Here is a 22,238-nt window from a genome sequence, read left to right as displayed (position 1 = left end):
AGTCGCCGGCAGGCCAACCCACACCGCTAATAACGACACCACAGGGACCGCTTCGTGAATAAACTGCTTGCCGCCTCGCTGCTCTGCGCCGGGGCGCTGTTCACCACTGCCGCCAGCGCGGCGCCGACCTTGCTCAACGTCTCCTATGACGTGATGCGCGACTTCTACAAGGATTACAACGCTGCCTTCCAGAAGCACTGGCAAGCCGAGCACAATGAAGCGGTGACCGTGCAGATGTCCTTCGGTGGCTCCAGCAAGCAGGCACGTTCGGTGATCGATGGCCTGCCGGCGGATGTCATTACCATGAACATGGCCACTGACATCAACGCCTTGGCCGATAACGGCAAACTGGTGCCGGACAACTGGGTGACGCTGCTGCCCGACCACAGCGCACCGTTTACTTCCGCCACGGTGTTCATCGTGCGCAAGGGCAACCCCAAACAATTGAAAGACTGGCCCGACCTGCTCAAGGACGGCGTGCAGGTAATCGTGCCCAACCCGAAAACCTCGGGCAACGGCCGCTACACCTACCTCTCCGCCTGGGCCTATGTGCTCAAGAACGGCGGCGACGATGCCAAGGCCAAGGCCTTCGTTGGCAAGCTGTTCAAACAGGCGCCCGTGCTCGACACTGGTGGCCGCGCCGCTACCACTACGTTCATGACCAACCAGATCGGCGACGTGCTGGTGACCTTCGAAAACGAAGCCGAAATGATCGCCCGTGAGTTTGGCCGCGATCAGTTCGAAGTGGTGTACCCGAGCGTTTCGGCCGAGGCCGAGCCTCCGGTCGCCGTGGTCGACAAGGTGGTGGAAAAGAAAGGCAGCCGCGCCCTGGCCGAGGATTATCTGAAATACCTCTGGTCCGCCGAGGGCCAGGACATCGCCGCCAATAACTACCTGCGCCCACGGGACCCGGCAGTGTTGGCCAAATACGCCGACCGCTTCCCGAAGGTGGATTTCATGTCGGTCGAGAAAACCTTTGGCGACTGGCGCACCGTGCAGAAAACCCACTTCGCCGATGGCGGCGTGTTCGACCAGATCTATCAGCAATAAAGCCTGCGCGCCCGGCTTGATCTTCCGCAGGGCGCCGGGTACTTTGTAACCCATCCCATACGCATACCCCGCCGCAGGGCCTTTCTCTGGAAGGCCCCGCGGTAGCGTTTCTGTCTGCCTGGCCCTTTTACCTATCCTTCTTCGCCCCATCCGGGGGGACACCTACATGACTATCGCTCATTCACCCGCTGTGCCGTATCGGCCAGAGGTCGACGGCTTGCGCGCGCTCGCCGTACTCCCAGTGGTGCTGTATCACGCCGGTGTGCCGTTGTTCTCCGGGGGCTTCGTTGGCGTCGACGTCTTCTTCGTGATCTCGGGTTACCTGATCACCTCGATCATCCTTGCCGAACTGGCACAAGGGGAATTTTCCCTGGCGCGCTTCTACGAGCGGCGGGCGCGGCGCATTCTTCCGGCGCTCACGGTGATGATGCTGGCGTGCCTGCCCATGGCGTGGCTGTGGCTGGACCCGCTGGACCTGAAAGCCTTCGCCAAAAGCCTGGTCGCCGTGCCGCTGTTTTCCTCCAACGTATTGTTCTGGATGGAAAGCGGCTACTTCGATGGCGAAGCCGACCTCAAGCCATTGATCCATACCTGGACCTTGGGCGTTGAAGAGCAGTATTACGTGCTCATCCCCCTGTGGCTGATGCTCACGTGGCGGCTGGGCCTGCGGTTCCGTGTGCTTAGCCTGGTGGCCATGGCGGCAGCCAGCCTGGCATGGGCTGAATACGGCGCGCAGCAGGCCAGCAACGGGGCGTTCTTCCTGCTGCCCGCCCGCGCTTGGGAGTTGCTGGTCGGCTCGTTCGTCGCGTTTTATGCCAGTGCACGCCCCCGGCATGCCGAAGGCGATGGGTTGCTTCATCAAGGCTTCGCCGCGGTGGGGCTTGGGCTGCTGGCCTGGACGTTTTTCACGTTCGATCGCAGTACGCCGTTTCCAGGGTTGCACGCCCTCGTACCTACCCTTGGCGCGGCGCTGTTGATCCTGTTCGCTGGCGCAAGCACTTGGGTAGGCCGGCTTCTGGCCACACGCCCGCTGGTGTTCATCGGGCTCATCAGCTACAGCGCCTACCTCTGGCACCAACCCTTGCTGGCGTTCGCCCGCCACCGCAGCCTGGTGCCGCCGCCGCTGACCGAACTATTGCTGGTGGCGGCGGCGTCGCTGGTAATCGCTTGGCTGAGCTGGCGTTATGTGGAGCGGCCTTTCCGCCAGCGGCAAGGCTTCAGCCGCCGCCAGGTGTTCAGCTATGGCGCGATGGCCTCGGTGCTATTCATTGCAGTGGGGGCCAGTGGGTACCTGACTCAAGGCTTCGTGCGCCCTGGCGCCCAAGACCCGGCTTTTGCCAAGGCATTCGAGGACCCGACCCTACGCGCCGCCTGCGACCGGGACTATCGCGGTGATGGCTGGGGCATCGGGGTGTGCTTCTTCGGCGCGCCCATCAAGGCCGGCGCGGCAGATGTGGCAGTGTTTGGCGACAGCCATTCCGAGGCCATGTTGCCGGCATTCGATGAAGCGGGCCGGCGGCTTGGCCTCAGCATCGCTCACCTGGGCGTAGGCGGCTGCCCGCCATTGCTGGGCGTGGACGTGGCGGTGGGCAACTATGGGCCAGGCGCCTGTGCCGACCTGGCCCAGCGACAGCTGGCGTATGTGCGCGATCACGGGATCAAACGCGTGGTGCTGGTGGCCCGCTGGACCCTCTACACTGACGGTGGCTATGGCCAGCAACGGATGACCCGGTATTTCCTGGTCATGCCCGAGCGGCCAGCGCGCACCCGGGAGAACTCTCGCGCGGTTTTTGACGAAACGTTCGAGAAAACCATCGACGCTTACCGGGCGCTAGGGGCGCAGGTAGACGTGATCGCCCAGGCGCCTCAGCAGTTGGCCAGCCCAAAATACGTGTATTACCGCCTTGCCCAGAAAACGGATGTCACCCCTGACGAGAAACAGCAGGCGCTACGATCCATTTCCGTCTCGGTGGCCGAGCATCAACAACTGCAGCACTACACCCGTTCACGCTTTGAACGTGATCAAGCCGAGGGGCGCATACGCCTCGTCACCCTTGACGGTCGCCTGTGCGATGGCGAGCGCTGCCTGATCGGGGACGCTGGCTCGTTCTACAAGGACAGCGACCACCTTAACGGCCATGGCATCGCGCTGTTCACTGAGGACATGCAGCGGTTGCTGGCAACCCAGGGCGTGGCAGGCTGCGATCAGGGGTGCTGGCGGCCAAGCCCGGGCGGCACGCCGGTGGCGTCGGTAGGCTCCCAAGGGCCGTCGGGGTTGGTGGCCCAACCCCAGCCGTTGCTCCAGCGGTAATAGGTGCGCTGGCGGTAGTACACCCGGGCTGGTTATCCAGCACGTACACGCCCAGGGCTTGGTCCCAATGGCTGGGGCCGCTGGGCGGTGGCGCAAAGCTGGCCGAGGTACGCGGCGCCGGGCGGGCCGCCGGCGTGGCCGGGGTGGGCTTGCTGGCCGGAGGCTTGGTGGCCGGCACGCTCTGAATCGGCGGCAACGGCTGCGGCTGCGGCTCGCTGCTGGGCCGTTGAACGGTACATGCCCCCAGGCCGAGCGCCAGTGTTAACAGCGTAAGGCGGGAAGTGGCGGTGATGAAGTGGCGCATGCTTAGGCTCTGTATGAAATGGTTTGGAACGAAGGTGAGGCAAGGCGAAAACTGGCGAGGAAGCGGAGTTTACTGGTTGTAAATGAGCATTCCGAGCCAGGTTTCAACACAGCATCACCGAGTGCCAATACAGTTCATACAAAGCCTAGTGTTCCGGGCTATCGATGGTGAGTACATAATCGGCCGAGCCGCCGCCAGCGGTTATGCCGGTACCGGTCCACTCGCCTCGAGTGGGCTGGCCAGAGCGGCTGATGCGTGCCATCACGTTGACCTCGCCGAAGGCCGAGAGTTTCAGTGCCGGCTGCATGGCATCGGCGTCGCTGAGGGTGATGTTCGCGGGAAGGTCTGCTACCCGCAGCCGCTTTACCGCCAGCGGAATCGGTGGCCCGCTGACCGCGCGCGCGAACACAAACACAGCGTCGTCCGGGCTTACCTGTGCTGCCAGCGCGGGCGCCAGGCGCACTTGCACTCGCAGGGCCCGCCCGGACACCTCGCTACCGCCCTCCTCTCGCAGCGCCTGGCGCGCGCGGTCTATACCGGTTTGCAGCGCGGCCCTGGCGGGGTCGTTCGGCGCCAGGCCTGCCTGCAAGCGCTGCCAGTAGCTGACCGCCGCCGCCCAATGCCTGCCCTCGAACGCTGCAATCCCCAGCAAGCCCAGGCTGGTGCTTTCATTGGGGTTGCCGCGCAGCGCCTCATCCACCAAGGCCTGAATCTCTCCCGACCACTGCCGGCCCGCCGCGAAATACATCGCTTGCGCCCACTGGCCCAACAACTCCGGTGGCCTTCCCGCCAACTGCGCGGCACGCTTGAGCAGCGGCACCGCCTCGCCGGCGCGGTTCTGCGACAGGTAGGTACGGGCTAGCAGGTACAGCGCATCGGGGGCGTCGGGCTGGGCTTCGACGGTACGCTCCAGGCGCGATAGCATCTCTGCGGGTGAACTGGCCGGCGTGGCCATTTCGCGGCTAAGGCTGAGCCGGTCCAGGCCGCCCACGTTCAGGTACAGCACCAGCGCCGCGACCGGCACCAACAGCATGACCACCAAGGTGACGCGCCGCCCTTTTACGGCCGCCGAAGGTGCCGCAGTGTCGTTGCCCGCCTCGGCATCCACATCCGCAAGCAGCGCCTTGCCCGCTTCGGCCTTGGCCGCTTCCCATCCCGGCGTCTCCAGCCGCCCCGCCTTGTATTCCTCTTCCAGCAATGCCAGGCGTTCTTCGTACACCGCCACGTTGACGGCGCGCCTCGGCCTTGCCGTGTGCCCCCGGGCAGACAACAAGGGCCAGGCCAGCAATGCACAGGCAATCAGCAGCAGGGCAATGGCCGCCGCCCAAAAATCAATCATCGTCGGTGCTCTTGAGCAAGGTGGCGAGGCGCGCCTGGTCGGCCTCGTCCAGGGTGGCGGACAACTCTCCAGTGTGTCGACGACGCAGCAGCGCCCAACCTACGCCAAGCCCGGCCAGTAGCAGGAGGCCGGGGCCCAGCCACAGTAGCCAGGTACGGGCCTCAAAGGCGGGCTTGTAGCGCACGAATTCGCCGTAACGATCGACCAGGTACGCGGTCACCTGCTCGTCCGTCTTACCTTCCACCATCAAGCGGTGGATTTCCCGCCGCAGGTCCGCCGCGATGGGTGCGTTGGAATCGGCAAGGTCCTGGTTCTGGCATTTGGGGCAGCGCAGCTCGCGGGTAAGCGCAGCGAAGCGCTCGCGCTGGGCGTCGTTGTCGAAGCCGTAGGTGTCGATAGCCCCGTGGGCGATGCCGGCGAAGGCCAATGCCACTAACAGCAACATGCCCCTCATGGCCGCCCCTCTTCGCGCAACGCCTGATAGCGGGGCGCGATTTCGTCGCGCCATACCTCGTCACTCACTATGCCCACATGCTTGTAACGAATCACGCCTTGGGCATCGATCAGGAATGTTTCCGGCGCGCCGTACACGCCCAAGTCCAGGCCGAGGGTACCCTGGGGGTCGCTCACGTTTACCTGATAGGGGTTGTGCAGTTGGCGCAGCCAACGATTCGCGGCAGTGGTGTCGTCCTTGTAGTTGATGCCATGGATGATCACGCCCTGCCCTGCCAGCCGCGCCAGGATGGGGTGCTCATCACGGCATGCCACGCACCAGGTACCCCACACATTCACCAACGCCGGCTGGCCCAGCAGCGCGTTACGGTTCAGTGGCCGGCCATCTTCCAGCGCTGGCAGATCGAACGCGGGGAACGGCTTGCCGATCAGCGCGGACGGCAGCTCGGAAGGGTCCAGGTACAGCCCGCGATACAGCACCACGGCCAGGCCGATGAACAGCAGCAATGGCACCGCCAGCCAGGCGCGCTTCATGAGGTGGCCTCCAGTTCGGCGCTGGCGCGGGCCCGCTGGCGCAACCGCGCCCGGTATCGAGGGTCCAGCGCGGCCAATGCTCCGCCCAGGGCAGTCAGCAGCCCGCCCAGCCAGATCCAGCGCACGAAGGGTTTCACCTGCAAGCGCACCGCCCAGGCGCCGTCAGGCAGAGGTTCGCCGAGCGCTACATAAAGGTCGGCGAACAGGCCGGCGTCTATGCCTGCCTCGGTCATTACCGAGCCCTGCGCGGTGTAAAGGCGCTTTTCCGGATGCAACACGCTCTCGGTGTGCCCATCCCGGCTGACTTCGATGATTGCCCGGTCCCCTTTGTAATTGGGCCCGCGCATGGTCTGCGTGCCTCGGAATATGAACGTGTAACCCCCTACTTCGGCGCTGTCGTTGGGCGCCATGCGCAGGTCGCGGGCAGCATCGAGCTGGGCGGAGAACACCACGCCAACGGCCGCCACCGCCAAACCAAGATGTGACAGCTGCATGCCCCAGTAGCTGCGGCGCAGGTTCAACACGCCGCCCATGCCCTGGTGGCGGAGCTTGTCCGCCAGGTCACGCACACCGGCCAGCACCACCCAGGCGGCCAGGCCGGTCACTGCGAGCAAAGGCCAGCGGTCCAACCCGGCGAACATTCCCAGCCCTACACACAAGGCCACCGCCGCCAACAGTACGGGCGTGAGCAACCGAGCCAGCCAGGCGCCGGGCGTGCTTTTCCAGCGCATGGCCACGCCAACGCCCATCGTTGCCAACAGCACGCCCATGATCGGCACGAACAGCGCATTGAAATACGGTGGCCCCACCGACAACCGCGCGCCCGTCAAGGCATCGAGCAGCAAGGGATAGAGCGTGCCCAGCAGAATGGTCGCGGCCGCCACCACCAACAGCAGGTTGTTGGCCAGCAGCAGCGTTTCCCGTGACGCCCAGGCGAAGCGAGTATGGCTGCGCACCACTGGCGCGCGCACGGCGAACAGTGCCAGCGAACCACCGGTAACCAGCAGCAGGAACATCAGGATGAATACGCCACGGGTAGGGTCCGAAGCGAACGCGTGCACGGAGGTCAGCACCCCGGAGCGCACGAGGAAGGTCCCCAGTAGGCTGAGGGAGAACGCAGCGATCGCCAGCAGCACGGTCCAGCTTTTGAATACGCCGCGTTGTTCCGTCGCGGCCAGCGAGTGGATCAGCGCGGTGCCCACCAGCCAAGGCATGAAGGAGGCGTTTTCGACCGGGTCCCAGAACCACCAGCCGCCCCAGCCCAGCTCGTAATACGCCCACCAAGAGCCCAGGCTGATACCGGCACCGAGGAAGCTCCAGGCCACCAGCGTCCAGGGCCGGGACCAGCGCGCCCAGGCGGCATCCAGCTGCCCACCCAGCAGCGCGGCGATGGCAAAGGCGAAGGCCACCGAGAAGCCCACGTAGCCCATGTACAGCATGGGCGGATGAATGATCAGCCCGAAGTCTTGCAGCAAGGGGTTCAGGTCCCGGCCTTCCAGTGGTACCTGCGGGAGAATGCGCGCGAAGGGGTTGGAGGTGGCCACCAGAAACAGCAGAAAGCCGCTGCTGATCAGCCCCATTATGCCGAGCACCCGGGCGAGCATGGCCGTTGGCAGCTGCCGGGAAAACAGCGCAACGGCGAAGGTCCAGCCGCCGAGGATCAACGCCCACAGCAACAGCGAGCCTTCGTGGGCACCCCATACCGCGCTGAACTTGTAGTACCAAGGCAGCGCCGTGTTGGAGTTTTCCGCTACGTAGGCGACCGAGAAGTCGTTGTGAAGGAAGGCATGGGCCAGGCAGCCGAAAGCGAACAACAGGAAGGCGAATTGACCACAGGCGGCCGGGCGTGCCATCGCCATCCACACCGGAACGTTGCGCCAGGCGCCCAGCAGAGGTAACACAGCCTGGGCCAACGCCAGGCACAGCGCCAGGGCGAGGGCCAACTGGCCCAGTTCAGGAATCATGGGGTAGCTCCCAGGCGGCCACTGTCTTTCAGAGCTTTGTTCACTTCGGGCGGCATGTACTTCTCGTCATGCTTGGCCAGCACTTCATCGGCCTGCACCACGCCGTGGGCGTCCAGCACACCCAATGCGACGATGCCCTGCCCTTCGCGGAAAAGGTCTGGCAGGATGCCACGGTAATGAATGGTCACCGAGCGGTTGAAGTCCGTGACCACGAAGCTTACATCCAGGCTGTCGGCGCTGCGCGCCAGCGATCCTCGCTCCACCATTCCGCCGGCGCGGATGCGCTGCCCTGGCGGTGCTTCGCCACTGGCGATCTGGGTGGGTGTATAGAACAGGTTGATGTTTTGCTGCAGGGCACTAAGTGCCAGCGTGGCGGCAACGCAGACGCCAGCCACCAGGGCGAGGACCACCACCAGGCGCTTCTTGCGAACAGGATTCATGGTTGGCTGTTCCGGCGGGCGCGACGGGCTTCACTGGCCAGAAGTCGGCGCCGTGTGAGCAGCGGCACGGCCAGGTTCCAGGCCAGCGCGGCGAGGCAGCAACCATAGGCGCTCCACACGTACAGGCCATGCCGGCCCATCGCTAAAAAATCGCCGAAGCTGGCGAAGCTCATTGTGTTCTCCTCGAATCAAGGGCCATCCGCAGTGCGGTTTGGGCCCATTGGCTACGGCCTTCCCGGCGCAGCAGCTCGGTGCGCATGCGCATCAGCAGCACGCAGCCAAAAAACAGGTAAAACCCAGGCACAGTCAGCGCCAACGGCAGCCACATCTCGGCAGGCATGGCCGGTTTGGCGGTAAGGGTAAAGGTCGCCCCTTGATGGAGCGTGCTCCACCACACTACCGAGTACTTGATGATCGGCACGTTTACCACCCCCACGATCGCCAGGATCGCGCAGGCCTTGGCGGCACTGTCGCGGTTGCTGATGGCCTGGCCCAGGGCGATTACCCCGGCGTACAGGAACAGCAGAATCAGCATGGAGGTAAGGCGCGCATCCCACACCCACCAGGCGCCCCACGTGGGCTTGCCCCAGATGGCGCCGGTAATCAGCGCCAGCGCGGTCATGGACGCTCCAATCGGCGCGGCGCAATGCAGGGCAATGTCGGCCAGCTTGATCTTCCATACCAGAGAAATCACGCCGGCAACGGCAAGCAACACGTAGCAGCTCTGCGCCAGCATGGCAGCTGGAACGTGAATATACAGGATGCGCACACTATCGCCCTGCTGGTAGTCGGGCGGCGCGAACACCAGGCCCCAGACCGTGCCCACGGCCAGCAGCAAGCCGGCGGCGGCGCCCAGCCAGGGCACCAGGCGCCCAGCCAGCGCGTAGAATCGGGGCGGCGACGCCAGCCGATGAAACCATGCCCAGCTCATACGCGTTTCGCTTCCCCTGTGAGGTCATTCATTAAGGCTGATCCGCAAGCCGGCGACAATGGCCCAGGGGGCCAGCGTCAGAGTGAGCGCCGCCAGGCTGGCCAGCCACAATACGAAGCCCGTCACCGGAAGGCCCTGCAAGGCGGCGCGCAAGGCCCCGCTGCCGAGGATGAGCACCGGGATATACAGGGGCAACACCAGCACAGCCAGCAATAACCCACCTCGCCTCAACCCTACGGTCAGCGCCGCGCCGATCGCGCCCAGCAACGTGAGCACGGGCGTGCCCAGCGCCAAGGTAACCATCAGCACAGGCAGGCTGCTGGCAGGCAGGCTGAGCATCAGGCCCAGCACCGGCGCCAGCACGCACAGCGCCAGCCCGGACAACAGCCAATGGGCCAACACCTTTGCCAAAACGGGTAACAGCATGCCATGCGGGCTCAGCGCCCACTGTTCCAGCGAGCCGTCTTCAAAATCCTCCCGGAACAGGCTGTCCAGCGATAACAACACCGCCAACACGGCCGCTACCCATACCAGCCCCGGCGCGATCTGCCGTAGCAGGCCGGGGTCTGCACCAATGGCAAGCGGAAACAAGGTGGCCACCACGGCGAAAAATACCAGCGGGTTGGCCAACGCGGCCGGCCGGCGCGCCAGCAGCAGGCCTTCGCGGCGCAGCAGGTGGGTGAAGGTGGTGAGGCTACCGCTCATGCTGCTTCACCGAGGTGAAGTTCCCGGTAGCCTGCCGGCCGCGTGCCCAACGCATGATGGCTGGTAAGCACCACCAGCCCACCCCGCGCGCAGTGTTCGGCCAAGTGCGTTTCGAGTGAGGTGATCGAAGCCGAGTCCAGCGCCGTAAACGGCTCGTCAAGCAGCCACAGGGCCGGCGGATTCAGATAAAGCCGCGCCAGCGCCACGCGCCGCAGCTGCCCGGCGGACAACCGCTGGCAGGGCTGGTCTTCGTAGCCCCGCAGGCCTACCCTGGCCAAGGCATCATCAATAGCGACAAGGGGCACCGGCACGCCCAGCGCGCACAACCAGGCGAGGTTTTCCTGCGGTGTGAGGCTCAGCTTGAGCGCGGGCGCATGGCCCAGCCAAAGCAAGCTGCCAGCCAATGGCCGAGCGGCGCCTGGCAACCCTTGCCCATTGAAACGCACCTCGCCGGCGGTGGGCGCCATCAGCCCGGCGAGCACGCGCAAGAGGGTGGTTTTGCCTGCGCCATTTGGCCCGCTGACCTTGAGCATTTCACCGCTGCGCACGCTCAAGCGCAGCCCTTCGAAGAGCTGCCGACCGTCTCGTTCGCAGGCCAGCGCGATGCCTTCCAGATGAACCGTCACAGTGAACCCTGTAGGCGCCCTGGCGCGTCGCGGTTCAAGTCCACGCGGGCCGGGCCGATAGAGATAAGCAACGAAGACCGTACGGTCGCTGCCTGAGCAGCGGGCGATTATACACAGAGGTGGCCAGCTCCGGCTTGCCGCCTGTTGTCAGGCTGTGACACTTTTCTGGCCCGCTAAACCATGACGAACGAAATCAGTGCCGTTGCCGCGGCTGCCAACCTGGCGGCCACTTCCCGGTCGGCGGCCATCAGCGGCGAGCTGCTAAAGCTGCTGCAATCGGTGGACGGCCTGCTCGAGCCCGGGCAAACCGCGAAAGCGGAGGTGCTGTCAATCAAGCAACTGCCTGGGGATTTTCAGCTGCTGCTCAAGCTCACCCTGGACAGCGGTCGCCAGGCCACCGTGCAAGTGGGCGCCGCGCAGCCGCTGGCCATCGGCACCCCGCTGCTGGTCACTCGCATGCTGTCCGAACAACTGTCGGTAAGCCTGGCCGGCGCGCCGCGTACGGGCCTTACCCAGCTGGACACCAGCCGCCTGCCCGTGGGCACGCTGCTGCAGGGCAAAGTGATTACGTCATTGCCGGTTGCCGGTAACGACGGCCCTCCGGTGTACCGGGCGATGGTCACCTTGCTCAACAGCGCCCTGGCCGGGCAAACCCTCACCATCGAAAGCCCGCAGCCGCTGCGAATCGGCAGCTTGCTAAGCGCCCAGGTGCAAGGCAGCCAGGCCCTGAGCGTGGTGCAACTGGGCGGGCGCCTGGATGAACTGGCCGTTGCCCAGCAAATCAGTACTCAGAGCAGCCGCCAGGCATCGTTGCAAAGCCTGCTGGCGGTGATCCAGGCCAGCCAGAGTCAGAACAGCCTGCCTCCTGAAGTGCGCGCCAGTGCCAGCGCGCTGCTGGCGGCGGTGCCCGACATGGCCGACCTGCAAACCCCGGATGCACTGGCCAAAGCGTTCAATAACAGCGGGCTGTTCCTTGAATCAGGTTTGCTTACCGGCAGCCTGGAAGCGCCCGAGGCAGACCTCAAGGGCGCGCTGCTGCGGCTGGTGGCGCAGATCCTGCCCAACCTGCCCGGTAATCAGCCTCCAAACCCTGCAACCCTGGCCACCATGGCCTTGGCGGCGCCCGGGTTCCTTCGCAATGCCCTGGGCATACTCGGCCAGGTGGGGCCACGCTCACAGGAGGCGCCAGGTTTTCCGCTAGCCAGCCGCACCCTGCAAAAAGGCGAGGACGAAGACGACCTGCACTCCCTGCTGCGCCTGGCCTCGGCCGCGCTGTCACGGGTGCAGACACACCAGTTGGCCAGCCTTGAGCAAGCCAGCACCGGGCCGCACGGCCTGGCGCAGCACAGCTGGCAACTGGAAATTCCGATGCGCGCCTTCAACGACATCGTGCCGATGCAGGTGCGCGTGCAAGCCCAGGATGAACCCAACGATAAGGAGCGCGAGCTGGAGCGCGACGCGGAAGGCAATCCACTACCGCTACGCAAAGTGTGGCGCCTGGACCTTGCCTTCGACCTGCCACGGCTGGGCCCGCTGCATGTGCAGGCGCAACTGTTCAACAGCAACCTTTCCAGCCAGGTGTGGGCCGAAAACCCCGCTACCGTGAACGTGGTACAGCGCGAGCTGCCCTGGTTCCGCGAGCGGCTGATGAGCGCCGGCCTGACCGTCGGCGAGCTGGATTGCCACAGCGGCCGCCCACCCCAGGGCAACCGCACACGCCTCGAACAACGCTGGGTGGATGAAACCGCATGAGCAACCACTTCCAACGCCAGGCCATCGCCCTGAGCTATGACGGCATCCAGGCCCCTACGCTGTCCGGCAAGGGCGACGACGAGCTGGCCGACGCCATCATCGCCATCGCCAAGGCACATGAAGTGCCCATCTACGAAAACGCCGAGCTGGTGAAGATGCTCGGGCAACTGGAACTGGGCGACAGCATTCCAAAGGAGCTGTACCTCACCATTGCCGAGATCATTGCCTTTGCCTGGTACTTGCAGGGGAAAGTGCCGGTGGGGGTGGATATAAGCCCGGGGCCGAGGGAAAGGGATGTGACGCCGGGCGCGTATTGAAACCTCGGCTAGCGCAAAACCGCAAGAAGGCAACCTGGCAGATCTGCCAGTTATCCGTTACCGGAAAAGAGTGCTTACTGGAACTACGGTATCAGGGAGCATCTTATGAACACGCTTTTATCACGTTCCACCCCAGCCTATACGCGTTTGGCCTGCGATCGTAATCGCAGCGTTCTCGGTAATAGCGGCCTTCAACGTGCCTATACACCTTTCGGCCATGTTCCGCCTGGCGGCGCCGCGCTGGCGTTCAATGGCGAACGGCCAGAGCGCGCATCGGGCCGTTATGTTCTGGGGCATGGCTATCGGGCTTACTCCCCTACCCTCATGCGGTTCGAGCGCTCCGACGACGATAGCCCCTTTGGAAAGGGAGGAATCAATAGTTATGCCTATTGCGGCGCGGAGCCTATGAATAACCGGGATCCAAGCGGGCATGGCGCGGTGTTCGGGATGTTTGGAATCGTGCTAGGCGCGATCATCATGGCATGGGGGGGTATAGAGCGCGCGACCGGCAACGAGTCAAAATCCAATGTACTGCTGGGGATTGGCGGGGGGATCATTGCCTTCAGTGTTTTTGGAACGATTACCGGTTCCATGAAAGGCAGTAGGACTATGCGACGCCGCATTGACCGGCCTAACGGGATTGCGCTCACCGAGCGTCGAGGGCACATCTGAGTCACAGAGGGTTACAAGACCGCAGGGACTCGCGCCGTAGTCGCGGGCATGAGGCCACAGGCGAGGCACTAGGCCCTGCCCCGCCACTTCGAATGGTAACTCGATCAATAGGTGCGCTAAAAAATTACAAACTACAAACCCTACCCATGCAACTTCTTCATCAACTCCGCCTCGGCCTGTGTCAACCCACACGCCTGGGTGAGTTCATCGATACTGGCCCCCATGTGGACCAGCTTCGCCGCCTGTGCGAACGAAAGGCTATCGGGGTCGCGTTGTTCCAGCTGCAAGAGTTTGTCCGGAAGCGGGGCAACCACGGCGCGTAGTTCATGGATGGCTTCACCCATGCGCACGGTGCCGTTCTGGTAGTCGTCCAGGCGCTTGGCCAGTTCGCGGATACGCTGGTCCCGCAGGGCATCGCCCGCGGCTTGTTCGGCCGCGATGCGTTGCTGGTTGCGCGAATACGAGAGGAACATCGCCACCGAACCGGCCCAGAGAACGGCCAGTACGATGACGGCGGCTTCGAGAATCAACTCAGATGTTCTCCAGGTCCGACCACTCTTCTTCCGACATCATCTTGTCGAGTTCGACCAGAATGAGCAGCTCGCCGTTCTTGTTGCACACGCCCTGGATGAACTTGGCGGATTCCTCGTTACCTACGTTAGGGGCGGTTTCCACTTCCGATTGGCGCAGGTAAACCACTTCGGCCACGCTGTCGACCAGGATGCCCACCACCTGCTTGTCCGCTTCGATGATCACGATACGGGTGTTGTCGGTCACGTCGCTGGAGGCCAGGCCGAAGCGTTGGCGGGTGTCGATCACCGTTACCACGTTACCGCGCAGGTTGATGATCCCCAGCACGTACGCCGGCGCGCCAGGCACGGGCGCTATCTCGGTGTAGCGCAGCACTTCCTGCACCTGCATCACGTTGATGCCATAGGTTTCGTTATCAAGGCGGAAGGTGACCCATTGCAGGATCGGATCCTCTGAACCCTTGCCGGACGTTTTGCTCATACCCTACCCCTCGTTCCCGCAGTGCGGTCTGTTATGCATGCCCTTGGCTCAAGGCCAAAGGGCGTTATCGTTTACGGCCCCGGGCAGCAGCCCGTGCCTTTTCCTCAGCCGCGGCCTTGACCCTGGCTTCGGCTTCTTGTCGTTTGACCGCGCCGCTGGCAATCATTTCAGCCAATTGCGCAACATCGAGCAACGCGCACATGTGTTCGATCACGGTACCCGCCAGCCAGGGCCGCTGCCCCCGCTGGGCACGCCACTTGATTTCTGCCGGGTCCAGCCGTATCGAACGGCTTACCGAATGCACAGCCAGGCCCCATTCATAGCCCTGTACGGAAATCACATACTGCAGGCCCTGCTGGAAATCATCCCGGTAACGGTCGGGCATGACCCAGCGTGCGGTGTCCAGCACCTTGAGGTTGCCGTTGTTGCTCGGCAACAGCCCCAGGAACCATTCGGGCTGGCCGAACAGCGGAGTCAGTTCCTGGCCCGCCAACGGATAAATCGAACCCAGGCAAACCAACGGCACGGCGAGCGTGAGCCCGGCCACGTCGAACAGCAGGCATTCGAATGTCTCGTTCGCCCAGGCCGGAAGCCCCTGCTCTACCGGAATACCGGGGCCGCCGCCTTCACTGCGCAGGCTCGCCTCAGGGGTAGCGGTTGGCGGGGCTATGACTGGTGCCGCTGGCTCGACCGGCACAGGCTCGATAACCGGCAGCGTCACCGGCACCTCGGGCAGCACGAGCGGCGCCAAGGCTTCGTCGAGCACCTGCGGCGATACCTGAGGCACGAGCGAAGGGCCTACCCACAAGGTGGGCTCTTCGAAACGCACCAGGGGTTCAGCCACCGGGCGAGCGATGGCGCGGCGCGGCTCGACAGCCGGCAACACCGGGCGCGGGCGCGAATCGCGCACTTGTTCTTCGAGCACGGCCGCTTCGAATTCGTCCAGGCTGGCTGGTTTATCCACACTGGCCGGCTCGGGTTGAACCAGCACAGCGATGGGCGCAGGTGTTGGCTGCGATTCAGGCTCGGCTTGCCAGTCCTCCGTTGCTTCCTGCAACAGGCCGTCAAGGTATGACTGCAAGGCCTGGCGCGGGCGACGTGGAATGTCGATTGGGCGGCTCATGTCAGGCCACCTGGGTCAGCAGCTGCTGGCCGAGCAGGTGCTTGAGCAACGCGCGATAGGCCACCACGCCGCGGCTTTTGGGATCGAAACGGGACGGGGCCTGGCCGGCGCGGCTGGCATCGCGCAAGCGGGTATCCACAGGAATGTACCCTTCCCACACGCTGTCCTGCCAACGGTCACGCAGTACCCGCAGGGTGCCCAATGAGGCCTGGGTACGACGGTCAAATAACGTGGGGACAATGCTGTAGGGCAACGGCTGCTTGCGCGAACGGTTGATCATGGTAAGCGTACTGACCATCCGCTCCAGGCCATTGACTGCCAAGTGTTCGGTTTGTACTGGAATCACCAACTGCTGGCTGGCCGCCAAAGCATTGACCATCAACACGCCCAGCAACGGCGGGCTGTCGATCAAGGCATAGTCGAAATCCTGCCACAGCTGTGCAAGGGATTTGGCGATGACAAGGCCCAGGCCACTCTGGCCTGGCGATTGGCGCTCCAGCGTCGCCAGGGCAGTACTGGACGGCAGCAGCGAGATACGTTCGTCACTGGTAGGCAACAGCAGCTGGCCAGGCAGGCCCTCAGGCACGTTGCCCTTGTGCAGGAACAGGTCGTAGCAGCTGTGCTCCTGGCCGTCCGGATCATTGCCGAAATAGCTGGTCAGCGACCCATGGGGGTCGAGATCGACAACCACCACGCGCTTGCCGGCATCGGACAGCAGGCCGGCGAGCGCGACGGTAGTGGTGGTCTTGCCGACGCCACCTTTCTGATTGGCAATTGCCCAGACTCTCATGTGTACGGGTCCCGATAACTGGTTTACAACGTCGGCGACGGGCTTTTGACAGCTTGCCCCTTCACCGGCTGCACTGCCCCGGACGGTGCACTTTGTGTGCCAGCCCGCTTCAGGGCCGCATCTGGCGTGGCGTTGGCGGTGCCAGAGCCTGTAAGGCTACGGCGCACCTCCAGGTTTCTGGAGATCACCAACACCACCCGCCGATTGCGCGCGCGACCGTCGGCCGTATCGTTGCCCGCGACCGGTTGATATTCACCATAGCCCACGGCGGCCATGCGGCCAGGGTCGATGCCGTCCATGGCCAGCATGCGCACGATGCTCGAGGCGCGGGCCGAAGACAGCTCCCAGTTGGTCGGGTATTGCGCGGTACGAATAGGCTGATTGTCAGTGAAGCCTTCGACGTGAACCGGGTTGGCGAAGGGCTGAAGGATGCCGGCGACCTTTTCAATGATTGCAAAGGCACGGTCGCTGGGGATCGCGTCGCCGCTGCCGAACAATAGGCCGGACTTGAGTTCGATCTCGATCCACAGCTCGTTGCCGCGGACCGTCAACTGGTCGGCGGCAATCAGGTCGCCAAAGGCCGTGCGCACGTCATCGGTAATGGTCTTGAGCGCGTCGGACTCCCCCACCGCCGCGTCCGGCTCGTCGCTCTCGGTATTGAGCGGGGTGACGGGCTGCGTGGTGCGCGGGCGCTCGTCCCCGATGGGGATGGGCTTGAGGCTGCGCTGTTGTTCGTTGAATACCCCTACGAGGGCGTCGGAGAGCACCTTGTATTTGCCCTCGTTCACCGAAGAGATCGAGTACATCACCACGAAGAAGGCGAACAGCAGCGTGATGAAGTCCGCGTAGGACACCAGCCAGCGTTCGTGATTCTCGTGCTCTTCGGTAACCCGCCGACGACGCATCAATTACTCCATGAAGCCATGCAGCTTCAGTTCGATGGACCGGGGGTTTTCGCCTTCCGCGATCGAGAGTAGCCCCTCAAGGAGCATCTCCCGGTAGCGGGACTGGCGCTGAGCAAGCGCCTTGAGTTTATTGGCGACGGGCAGCAACACCAGGTTGGCTGACGCCACACCGTAGATAGTGGCTACGAAAGCAACTGCTATGCCACTTCCCAGTTGCGAGGGGTCGGCGAGGTTACCCATTACATGGATAAGCCCCATTACTGCGCCGATGATGCCGATGGTAGGCGCATAACCGCCCATGCATTCGTACACCTTGGCAGCGCGCACATCGCGGTTTTCCTGGGAGAGGAAGTCCAGCTCCAGGATGCTGCGGATCGCTTCGGGCTCGGCGCCATCGACCAGCAACTGCAGACCTTTGCGGGCATAGTTGTCCGGCTCGGTGTCGGCCACGCTCTCCAGCCCAAGCAGGCCTTCCTTGCGCGCGACCAGGCTCCAGCCCACTACCCGATCCACGCCGCCGGCGAGGTCGATACGCGGCGGGAAGAAAATCCACGGCAATATTTGCAGCGCACGCTTGAACGCGCTGATGGGCGTTTGCAGAAGGGCCGCTGCCAGGGTTCCGCCGAGCACGATCAAGCCGGCCGGGCCGTTGAGCAAGGACGGCAGATGACCGCCCTCAAGGAAGTTACCGCCCACAATGGCAACGAACGCGAGAATGATCCCGATAAGGCTCAGTACATCCATTACTGGCACGCCTCCGCCAGGTACCGGCCCATGTCATCCAGGCTGTACACCGCATCGGCAAGGCCGGCTTTGGCCACCGCCATGGGCATGCCATAGATCACGCAGCTGGCTTCATCCTGCGCCCACACCTGGCTGCCACTCTGCTTGAGCAGGCGCGCGCCTTCACGGCCATCCGCGCCCATGCCGGTCAGCACCACGGCCAGCACCTTGTCCCCGAAGGACTTGGCGGCCGAGCCGAAGGTGATGTCCACGCAGGGTTTGTAATTCAGGCGCTCATCGCCGGGCAGGATTTTCACCGTGCCACGGGCGTCGACCATCATCTGTTTGCCACCCGGCGCCAGCAGTGCCAAGCCTGGGCGCAGCTGGTCGCCGTCTTCCGCTTCCTTGACGCTGATGCGGCAGAGTTTATCCAGCCGCTCGGCGAAGGCACGCGTGAAGGCCGCAGGCATATGCTGGATAAGCACGATGGGCGACGGGAAATTGGCGGGGAGCTGAGTGAGGACTTTTTGCAGAGCAACCGGGCCACCGGTGGAGGTGCCGATGGCCAGCAATTTGTACGCTTTACGCCGAGGGGCGCCGCTGTTAGCCGGTGCGGCTGGCCGCGACGGGGCAACGGGCGCAGGTGCCGCAGGCGTGGGCCGTGCCGGCGTGCGGCTGCTGAAGGGCTCGCGGGAAACGGGAGCAGGCGACGGCGCCGCAGCGGCGGATGAGCCGGAACTGAAGCGGCGATTGCTGCGGGCGATGGAATTGACCTTCTCCAACAGCAACTGCCGGACCTTGTCCGGGTTTTTCGAGATGTCTTCGAAATTCTTCGGCAGAAAATCCACCGCGCCAGCATCCAGCGCATCCAGGGTCACCCTGGCGCCTTCATGGGTAAGCGAAGAGAACATCAATACCGGCGTGGGGCAACGCTGCATGATATGACGGACCGCCGTGATGCCATCCATCATCGGCATTTCGTAGTCCATGGTGATCACGTCAGGCTTGAGGGCAATGGCCTGGTCAATGGCTTCGCGGCCATTGCTGGCCGTGCCCACTACCTTGATGTTGCTGTCCTGCGAAAGGATTTCGGTAAGGCGGCGGCGGAAAAAACCGGAATCGTCCACCACCAGGACTGTGAGTGCCATAGTTACTCCATTACAGACCGCCGGCGTTCATGGCCGGCGGCAGCGGTGTCAGATACGCCGTGCGGCATAACGCTTGAGCATGCTTGGAACATCCAGGATCAACGCGATACGACCGTCGCCGGTAATGGTCGCGCCAGACATCCCGGGCGTGCCCTGGAGCATCTTGCCCAGTGGCTTGATCACCACTTCCTCCTGGCCCACCAACTGGTCGACCACGAAACCGATGCGCTGGGTGCCTACCGAAAGGATCACCACATGGCCCTCGCGTTGTTCGTTGTCCTGCGCGCCAGGTACCAGCCAGCGCTTGAGATAGAACAGCGGCAGCGCCTTGTCGCGCACGATCACCACTTCCTGCCCGTCGACCACGTTGGTGCGTGACAGGTCCAGGTGGAAGATCTCGTTCACGCTCACCAGCGGGAAGGCGAAAGCCTGGTTCTCCAGCATCACCATCAGCGTGGGCATGATTGCCAGGGTGAGCGGCACCTTGATGACGATCTTCGAGCCCTGGCCCTTGGCCGAGTAGATATTGATCGAGCCGTTGAGCTGGGAGATCTTGGTTTTCACCACGTCCATGCCCACGCCACGGCCCGACACATCGGAAATCTCGGTCTTGGTGGAGAAGCCCGGCGCGAAGATCAGGTTGTAGCAGTCGGTTTCGGACAAGCGATCGGCGGCGTCCTTGTCCATCAGGCCCTTTTCCACGGCCTTGGCACGCAGCACTGCCGGGTCCATGCCTTTGCCATCGTCGGAGATGGACAACAGGATGTGGTCCCCCTCCTGCTCGGCGGACAACACCACCTTGCCGGAGCGTGGCTTGCCGGACTCTTCGCGCTCATCGGGCATTTCAACGCCATGGTCCACAGCGTTGCGCACCAAGTGGACCAACGGGTCGGCAAGGGCCTCTACGAGGTTCTTGTCGAGGTCGGTTTCTTCGCCCACCAGCTCCAGGTTGATTTCTTTCTTGAGCTGCCGTGCAAGGTCGCGAACCAGTCGCGGGAAGCGCCCGAACACTTTCTTGATCGGCTGCATCCGCGTTTTCATCACGGCGGTCTGCAGGTCAGCGGTGACCACGTCCAGGTTGGACACGGCCTTGGACATGGCTTCGTCGCCGCTGTTGAGGCCAAGCCGTACCAGGCGGTTACGCACCAGTACCAGCTCGCCCACCATGTTCATGATCTCATCCAGCCGCGCGGTATCGACCCGCACAGTGGTTTCGGCCTCGCTGGCCGCTGGCTTGTCCCCTGCCGGGGCGGGGCGCGCGGCTGCGGCGGCCGGGGCTGCAGCAGGCGCCGCAGCACGCGCAGGCTCTGCCCGGGCTGGCGCGGCGGCAGGCTTGGCTGGTGTCGGTGCCGGTGCCGGTGCTGCGGCAGGCTTGGCTGCCGGGGAAGCTACCGGTGCCTCGGCTGCGGCTTCGGCGTTGAACTTGCCCTTGCCGTGAAGCTGGTCGAGCAACGCTTCGAATTCGTTGTCGGTGATCAGATCGCCACCGCCTACCGAAGGAACCGGTGCCGACGGTGCGACCGCAGCAGGCGCTACCACGTTGTCCACAGCGAAGCTGCCTTTGCCATGCAATTGGTCAAGCAGCGCTTCGAACTCGGCGTCGGTGATCTCGTCCCCGCCCCCAGGCGCTGCTGGCGCCGGCGCTGCGGCCGCAGCAGGCATGGCTTCAGGCGCGAATTGGCCCTTGCCATGGAGCTGGTCGAGCAGCGATTCGAATTCGGCGTCGGTGATGTCGTCACTGCCGCTGGCAGGCACTGAAACATCGTCCAGGCTCTGCACGAGCGCCTCGAACTCGTTTTCATGCCTGGGCGCAGAGGCGGCCACTGGCGCCGGTGCTTCTACTGCTGGTGCGGCGCCAGCGGGTTCCGCCAGGCGGGCCAGGGCAGCAAGCAGCTCCGGGGTAGCCGGGGTAAGGGGGGCACGTTCGCGGACTTGCCCGAACATGCTGTTGACGGTGTCGAGCGCTTCAAGCACTACGTCCATCAGCTCGGAGTCTACGCGGCGTTCGCCCTTGCGCAGAATGTCGAACACGTTCTCGGCGATATGGCAGCATTCGACCAGCTCATTGAGCTGGAGAAAGCCGGCGCCGCCTTTAACGGTATGAAAACCACGAAAAATCGCATTAAGCAGATCCGCGTCGTCGGGGCGGCTTTCCAGCTCCACCAACTGTTCGGACAACTGCTCGAGGATCTCGCCGGCCTCTACCAGGAAGTCCTGGAGGATTTCTTCATCGGCGCCGAAGCTCATTTGGGTGCTCCCTGGAATTTTGTAAGTGGCATCCGGCCCGGATAGCGCGATTCAGCGCCGGTTCGATGACGCTTCCAGACCAGGCTCAGAAGCCCAGGCTGGAAAGCAGATCATCCACATCGTCCTGGCCGGATACGACGTCTTCACGCTTATCGGCATGAATCTGCGGACCTTCACCCCGGGAGAGGTCTTTTTCAGTAATTTTTTCGTCCAGCAGGCTTTCAGGGTCATGCTGGATACCCGCGAAGCGGTCTACCTGGCTGGCCATGAGCACCAGCTTGAGCAGGTTGGACTCCACGTCAGTCACCAGCGCGGTGACGCGCTTGATCACCTGGCCGGTGAGGTCCTGATAGTCCTGTGCAAGCAGGATGTCGTTGAGATGGGCCGAGATAGCCGTGGCATCGCTTTCACTGCGTTGCAGAAAGCCATCCACGCGCTTTACCAGCTCGCGGAACTCGCCCGCATCCACCTCGCGGCGCATGAACCGCTGCCAGTCGGCGCGCACAGCGCGAGCCTCTTCAGCCAGGCCATGAACCACCGGCGTGCTTTGCTCCACCAGGTCCATGGTACGGTTGGCGGCGTTCTCGGTCAGGCGAACCACGTAGTCCAGCCGCTCGGTGGCATCGGTGATCTGCGAAACCTCCTCGGCCTTGGGCGAGCGAGGATCGATCTGGAAGTTGACGATAGCGCTGTGCAATTCGCGGGTAAGCTTGCCCACTTCCTGGTACAGCCCACGGTCCCGCGTTTGGTTCAATTGGTGAATCAACTGCACGGCGTCGCCGAAGCGGCCCTTTTCGAGGCTCTCCACCAACTGACGCGCATGGATTTTCAGGGTGGACTCGAAGTCCCCCAACGGCAGATTACTGGACTCCATAGCGCCCCCTGTGCGGCCT

At 63.7% G+C, this 22,238-nt stretch carries 23 protein-coding genes and 1 pseudogene; 5 read left to right on the top strand and 19 right to left on the bottom strand.

What is annotated here, in order from left to right; genetic code table 11:
- Positions 1 to 54: 54 nt before the first annotated feature.
- Positions 55 to 1,050 (top strand): sulfate ABC transporter substrate-binding protein, encoded by a 996-nt coding sequence (locus tag LG385_RS04865; protein ID WP_225772833.1) that lies wholly within the window; start codon positions 55 to 57, stop codon positions 1,048 to 1,050.
- A 166-nt stretch (positions 1,051 to 1,216) separates the two neighbouring features.
- Positions 1,217 to 3,361 carry an acyltransferase family protein gene (locus tag LG385_RS04860; protein ID WP_225772831.1) on the top strand — a complete coding sequence of 715 codons (2,145 nt, stop codon included), beginning with the start codon at positions 1,217 to 1,219 and terminating at the stop codon, positions 3,359 to 3,361.
- Here LG385_RS04860 and LG385_RS04855 read toward each other — a convergent pair.
- The 10 genes and pseudogenes from LG385_RS04855 to ccmA form a co-directional block, all read right to left on the bottom strand.
- Positions 3,256 to 3,653: pseudogene (locus LG385_RS04855) on the bottom strand (hypothetical protein). The gene LG385_RS04860 and the pseudogene LG385_RS04855 overlap by 106 nt on opposite strands.
- Before the next feature lie 157 nt (positions 3,654 to 3,810).
- Positions 3,811 to 5,004, bottom strand: a complete 1,194-nt coding sequence (gene ccmI / locus LG385_RS04850) for a c-type cytochrome biogenesis protein CcmI (RefSeq protein WP_225772829.1) — start codon at positions 5,002 to 5,004, stop codon at positions 3,811 to 3,813.
- Positions 4,997 to 5,449 carry a cytochrome c-type biogenesis protein CcmH gene (locus LG385_RS04845; protein WP_413247303.1) on the bottom strand — a complete coding sequence of 151 codons (453 nt, stop codon included), beginning with the start codon at positions 5,447 to 5,449 and terminating at the stop codon, positions 4,997 to 4,999. Before LG385_RS04845 ends, ccmI begins: the two co-directional genes overlap by 8 nt.
- A gap of 5 nt (positions 5,450 to 5,454) precedes the next feature.
- Complete coding sequence (locus tag LG385_RS04840; protein ID WP_225772825.1) at positions 5,455 to 5,991, bottom strand: DsbE family thiol:disulfide interchange protein; 537 nt, start codon at positions 5,989 to 5,991, stop codon at positions 5,455 to 5,457.
- Positions 5,988 to 7,955 carry a heme lyase CcmF/NrfE family subunit gene (locus LG385_RS04835; RefSeq protein ID WP_225772822.1) on the bottom strand — a complete coding sequence of 656 codons (1,968 nt, stop codon included), beginning with the start codon at positions 7,953 to 7,955 and terminating at the stop codon, positions 5,988 to 5,990. Before LG385_RS04835 ends, LG385_RS04840 begins: the two co-directional genes overlap by 4 nt.
- The gene (gene ccmE, locus LG385_RS04830) at positions 7,952 to 8,395 is read right to left on the bottom strand and encodes a cytochrome c maturation protein CcmE (protein WP_225772820.1); all 444 of its coding nucleotides are present in this window, start codon (positions 8,393 to 8,395) and stop codon (positions 7,952 to 7,954) included. The genes LG385_RS04835 and ccmE overlap by 4 nt, the downstream gene beginning before the upstream one ends.
- Complete coding sequence (gene ccmD, locus LG385_RS04825; RefSeq protein ID WP_225772818.1) at positions 8,392 to 8,568, bottom strand: heme exporter protein CcmD; 177 nt, start codon at positions 8,566 to 8,568, stop codon at positions 8,392 to 8,394. Before ccmD ends, ccmE begins: the two co-directional genes overlap by 4 nt.
- Positions 8,565 to 9,326, bottom strand: a complete 762-nt coding sequence (locus LG385_RS04820; RefSeq protein ID WP_225772816.1) for a heme ABC transporter permease — start codon at positions 9,324 to 9,326, stop codon at positions 8,565 to 8,567. The genes ccmD and LG385_RS04820 overlap by 4 nt, the downstream gene beginning before the upstream one ends.
- Before the next feature lie 24 nt (positions 9,327 to 9,350).
- Positions 9,351 to 10,031, bottom strand: coding sequence for a heme exporter protein CcmB (gene ccmB / locus LG385_RS04815; RefSeq protein WP_225772814.1), 681 nt, complete (start codon positions 10,029 to 10,031; stop codon positions 9,351 to 9,353).
- A complete protein-coding gene (gene ccmA / locus LG385_RS04810) occupies positions 10,028 to 10,657 on the bottom strand; it encodes a cytochrome c biogenesis heme-transporting ATPase CcmA (RefSeq protein WP_225772812.1) in 630 nt (209 codons plus the stop codon). The genes ccmB and ccmA overlap by 4 nt, the downstream gene beginning before the upstream one ends.
- A gap of 180 nt (positions 10,658 to 10,837) precedes the next feature.
- On the opposite strand from ccmA, the gene LG385_RS04805 reads away from it, so the two are divergent.
- From LG385_RS04805 to LG385_RS04795, 3 genes are all read left to right on the top strand, one after another.
- A complete protein-coding gene (locus tag LG385_RS04805; protein ID WP_225772810.1) occupies positions 10,838 to 12,409 on the top strand; it encodes a flagellar hook-length control protein FliK in 1,572 nt (523 codons plus the stop codon).
- Positions 12,406 to 12,726, top strand: a complete 321-nt coding sequence (locus tag LG385_RS04800) for an EscU/YscU/HrcU family type III secretion system export apparatus switch protein (protein WP_225772808.1) — start codon at positions 12,406 to 12,408, stop codon at positions 12,724 to 12,726. Before LG385_RS04805 ends, LG385_RS04800 begins: the two co-directional genes overlap by 4 nt.
- A gap of 105 nt (positions 12,727 to 12,831) precedes the next feature.
- Positions 12,832 to 13,398: an RHS repeat-associated core domain-containing protein gene (locus LG385_RS04795; RefSeq protein WP_225772806.1), complete on the top strand. Its 567-nt coding sequence runs from the start codon at positions 12,832 to 12,834 to the stop codon at positions 13,396 to 13,398.
- Between the two features lie 140 nt (positions 13,399 to 13,538).
- Here LG385_RS04795 and LG385_RS04790 read toward each other — a convergent pair whose 3' ends face one another.
- From LG385_RS04790 to LG385_RS04750, 9 genes are all read right to left on the bottom strand, one after another.
- Positions 13,539 to 13,928, bottom strand: a complete 390-nt coding sequence (locus tag LG385_RS04790; RefSeq protein WP_225772804.1) for a DUF2802 domain-containing protein — start codon at positions 13,926 to 13,928, stop codon at positions 13,539 to 13,541.
- Between the two features lies 1 nt (position 13,929).
- Positions 13,930 to 14,409, bottom strand: a complete 480-nt coding sequence (locus tag LG385_RS04785; RefSeq protein ID WP_181112947.1) for a chemotaxis protein CheW — start codon at positions 14,407 to 14,409, stop codon at positions 13,930 to 13,932.
- A 64-nt stretch (positions 14,410 to 14,473) separates the two neighbouring features.
- Entirely contained in the window at positions 14,474 to 15,532 is a 1,059-nt protein-coding gene (locus LG385_RS04780; RefSeq protein WP_225772802.1) for a CheW domain-containing protein, read from the bottom strand.
- Between the two features lies 1 nt (position 15,533).
- Positions 15,534 to 16,322: a ParA family protein gene (locus tag LG385_RS04775; RefSeq protein WP_181112953.1), complete on the bottom strand. Its 789-nt coding sequence runs from the start codon at positions 16,320 to 16,322 to the stop codon at positions 15,534 to 15,536.
- A 23-nt stretch (positions 16,323 to 16,345) separates the two neighbouring features.
- A complete protein-coding gene (motD, locus tag LG385_RS04770; protein WP_181122822.1) occupies positions 16,346 to 17,227 on the bottom strand; it encodes a flagellar motor protein MotD in 882 nt (293 codons plus the stop codon).
- A gap of 3 nt (positions 17,228 to 17,230) precedes the next feature.
- Positions 17,231 to 17,971 (bottom strand): flagellar motor protein, encoded by a 741-nt coding sequence (locus LG385_RS04765; RefSeq protein ID WP_181112958.1) that lies wholly within the window; start codon positions 17,969 to 17,971, stop codon positions 17,231 to 17,233.
- Positions 17,971 to 19,098 carry a protein-glutamate methylesterase/protein-glutamine glutaminase gene (locus LG385_RS04760; RefSeq protein ID WP_225772800.1) on the bottom strand — a complete coding sequence of 376 codons (1,128 nt, stop codon included), beginning with the start codon at positions 19,096 to 19,098 and terminating at the stop codon, positions 17,971 to 17,973. Before LG385_RS04760 ends, LG385_RS04765 begins: the two co-directional genes overlap by 1 nt.
- Before the next feature lie 48 nt (positions 19,099 to 19,146).
- Positions 19,147 to 21,345 carry a chemotaxis protein CheA gene (locus LG385_RS04755; protein WP_225772798.1) on the bottom strand — a complete coding sequence of 733 codons (2,199 nt, stop codon included), beginning with the start codon at positions 21,343 to 21,345 and terminating at the stop codon, positions 19,147 to 19,149.
- Positions 21,346 to 21,430: 85 nt separating this feature from the next.
- Positions 21,431 to 22,219, bottom strand: coding sequence for a protein phosphatase CheZ (locus tag LG385_RS04750; protein WP_225772796.1), 789 nt, complete (start codon positions 22,217 to 22,219; stop codon positions 21,431 to 21,433).
- Between the last annotated feature and the right edge of the window lie 19 nt (positions 22,220 to 22,238).

Origin of the sequence: Pseudomonas sp. Marseille-Q5115, assembly GCF_916618905.1 — a bacterium.
GTDB lineage: Bacteria > Pseudomonadota > Gammaproteobacteria > Pseudomonadales > Pseudomonadaceae > Aquipseudomonas > Aquipseudomonas japonica_A.
The sequence above is the reverse complement of the archived record's forward strand: the minus strand, read 5'-3'. Positions and strand labels throughout refer to the sequence as shown.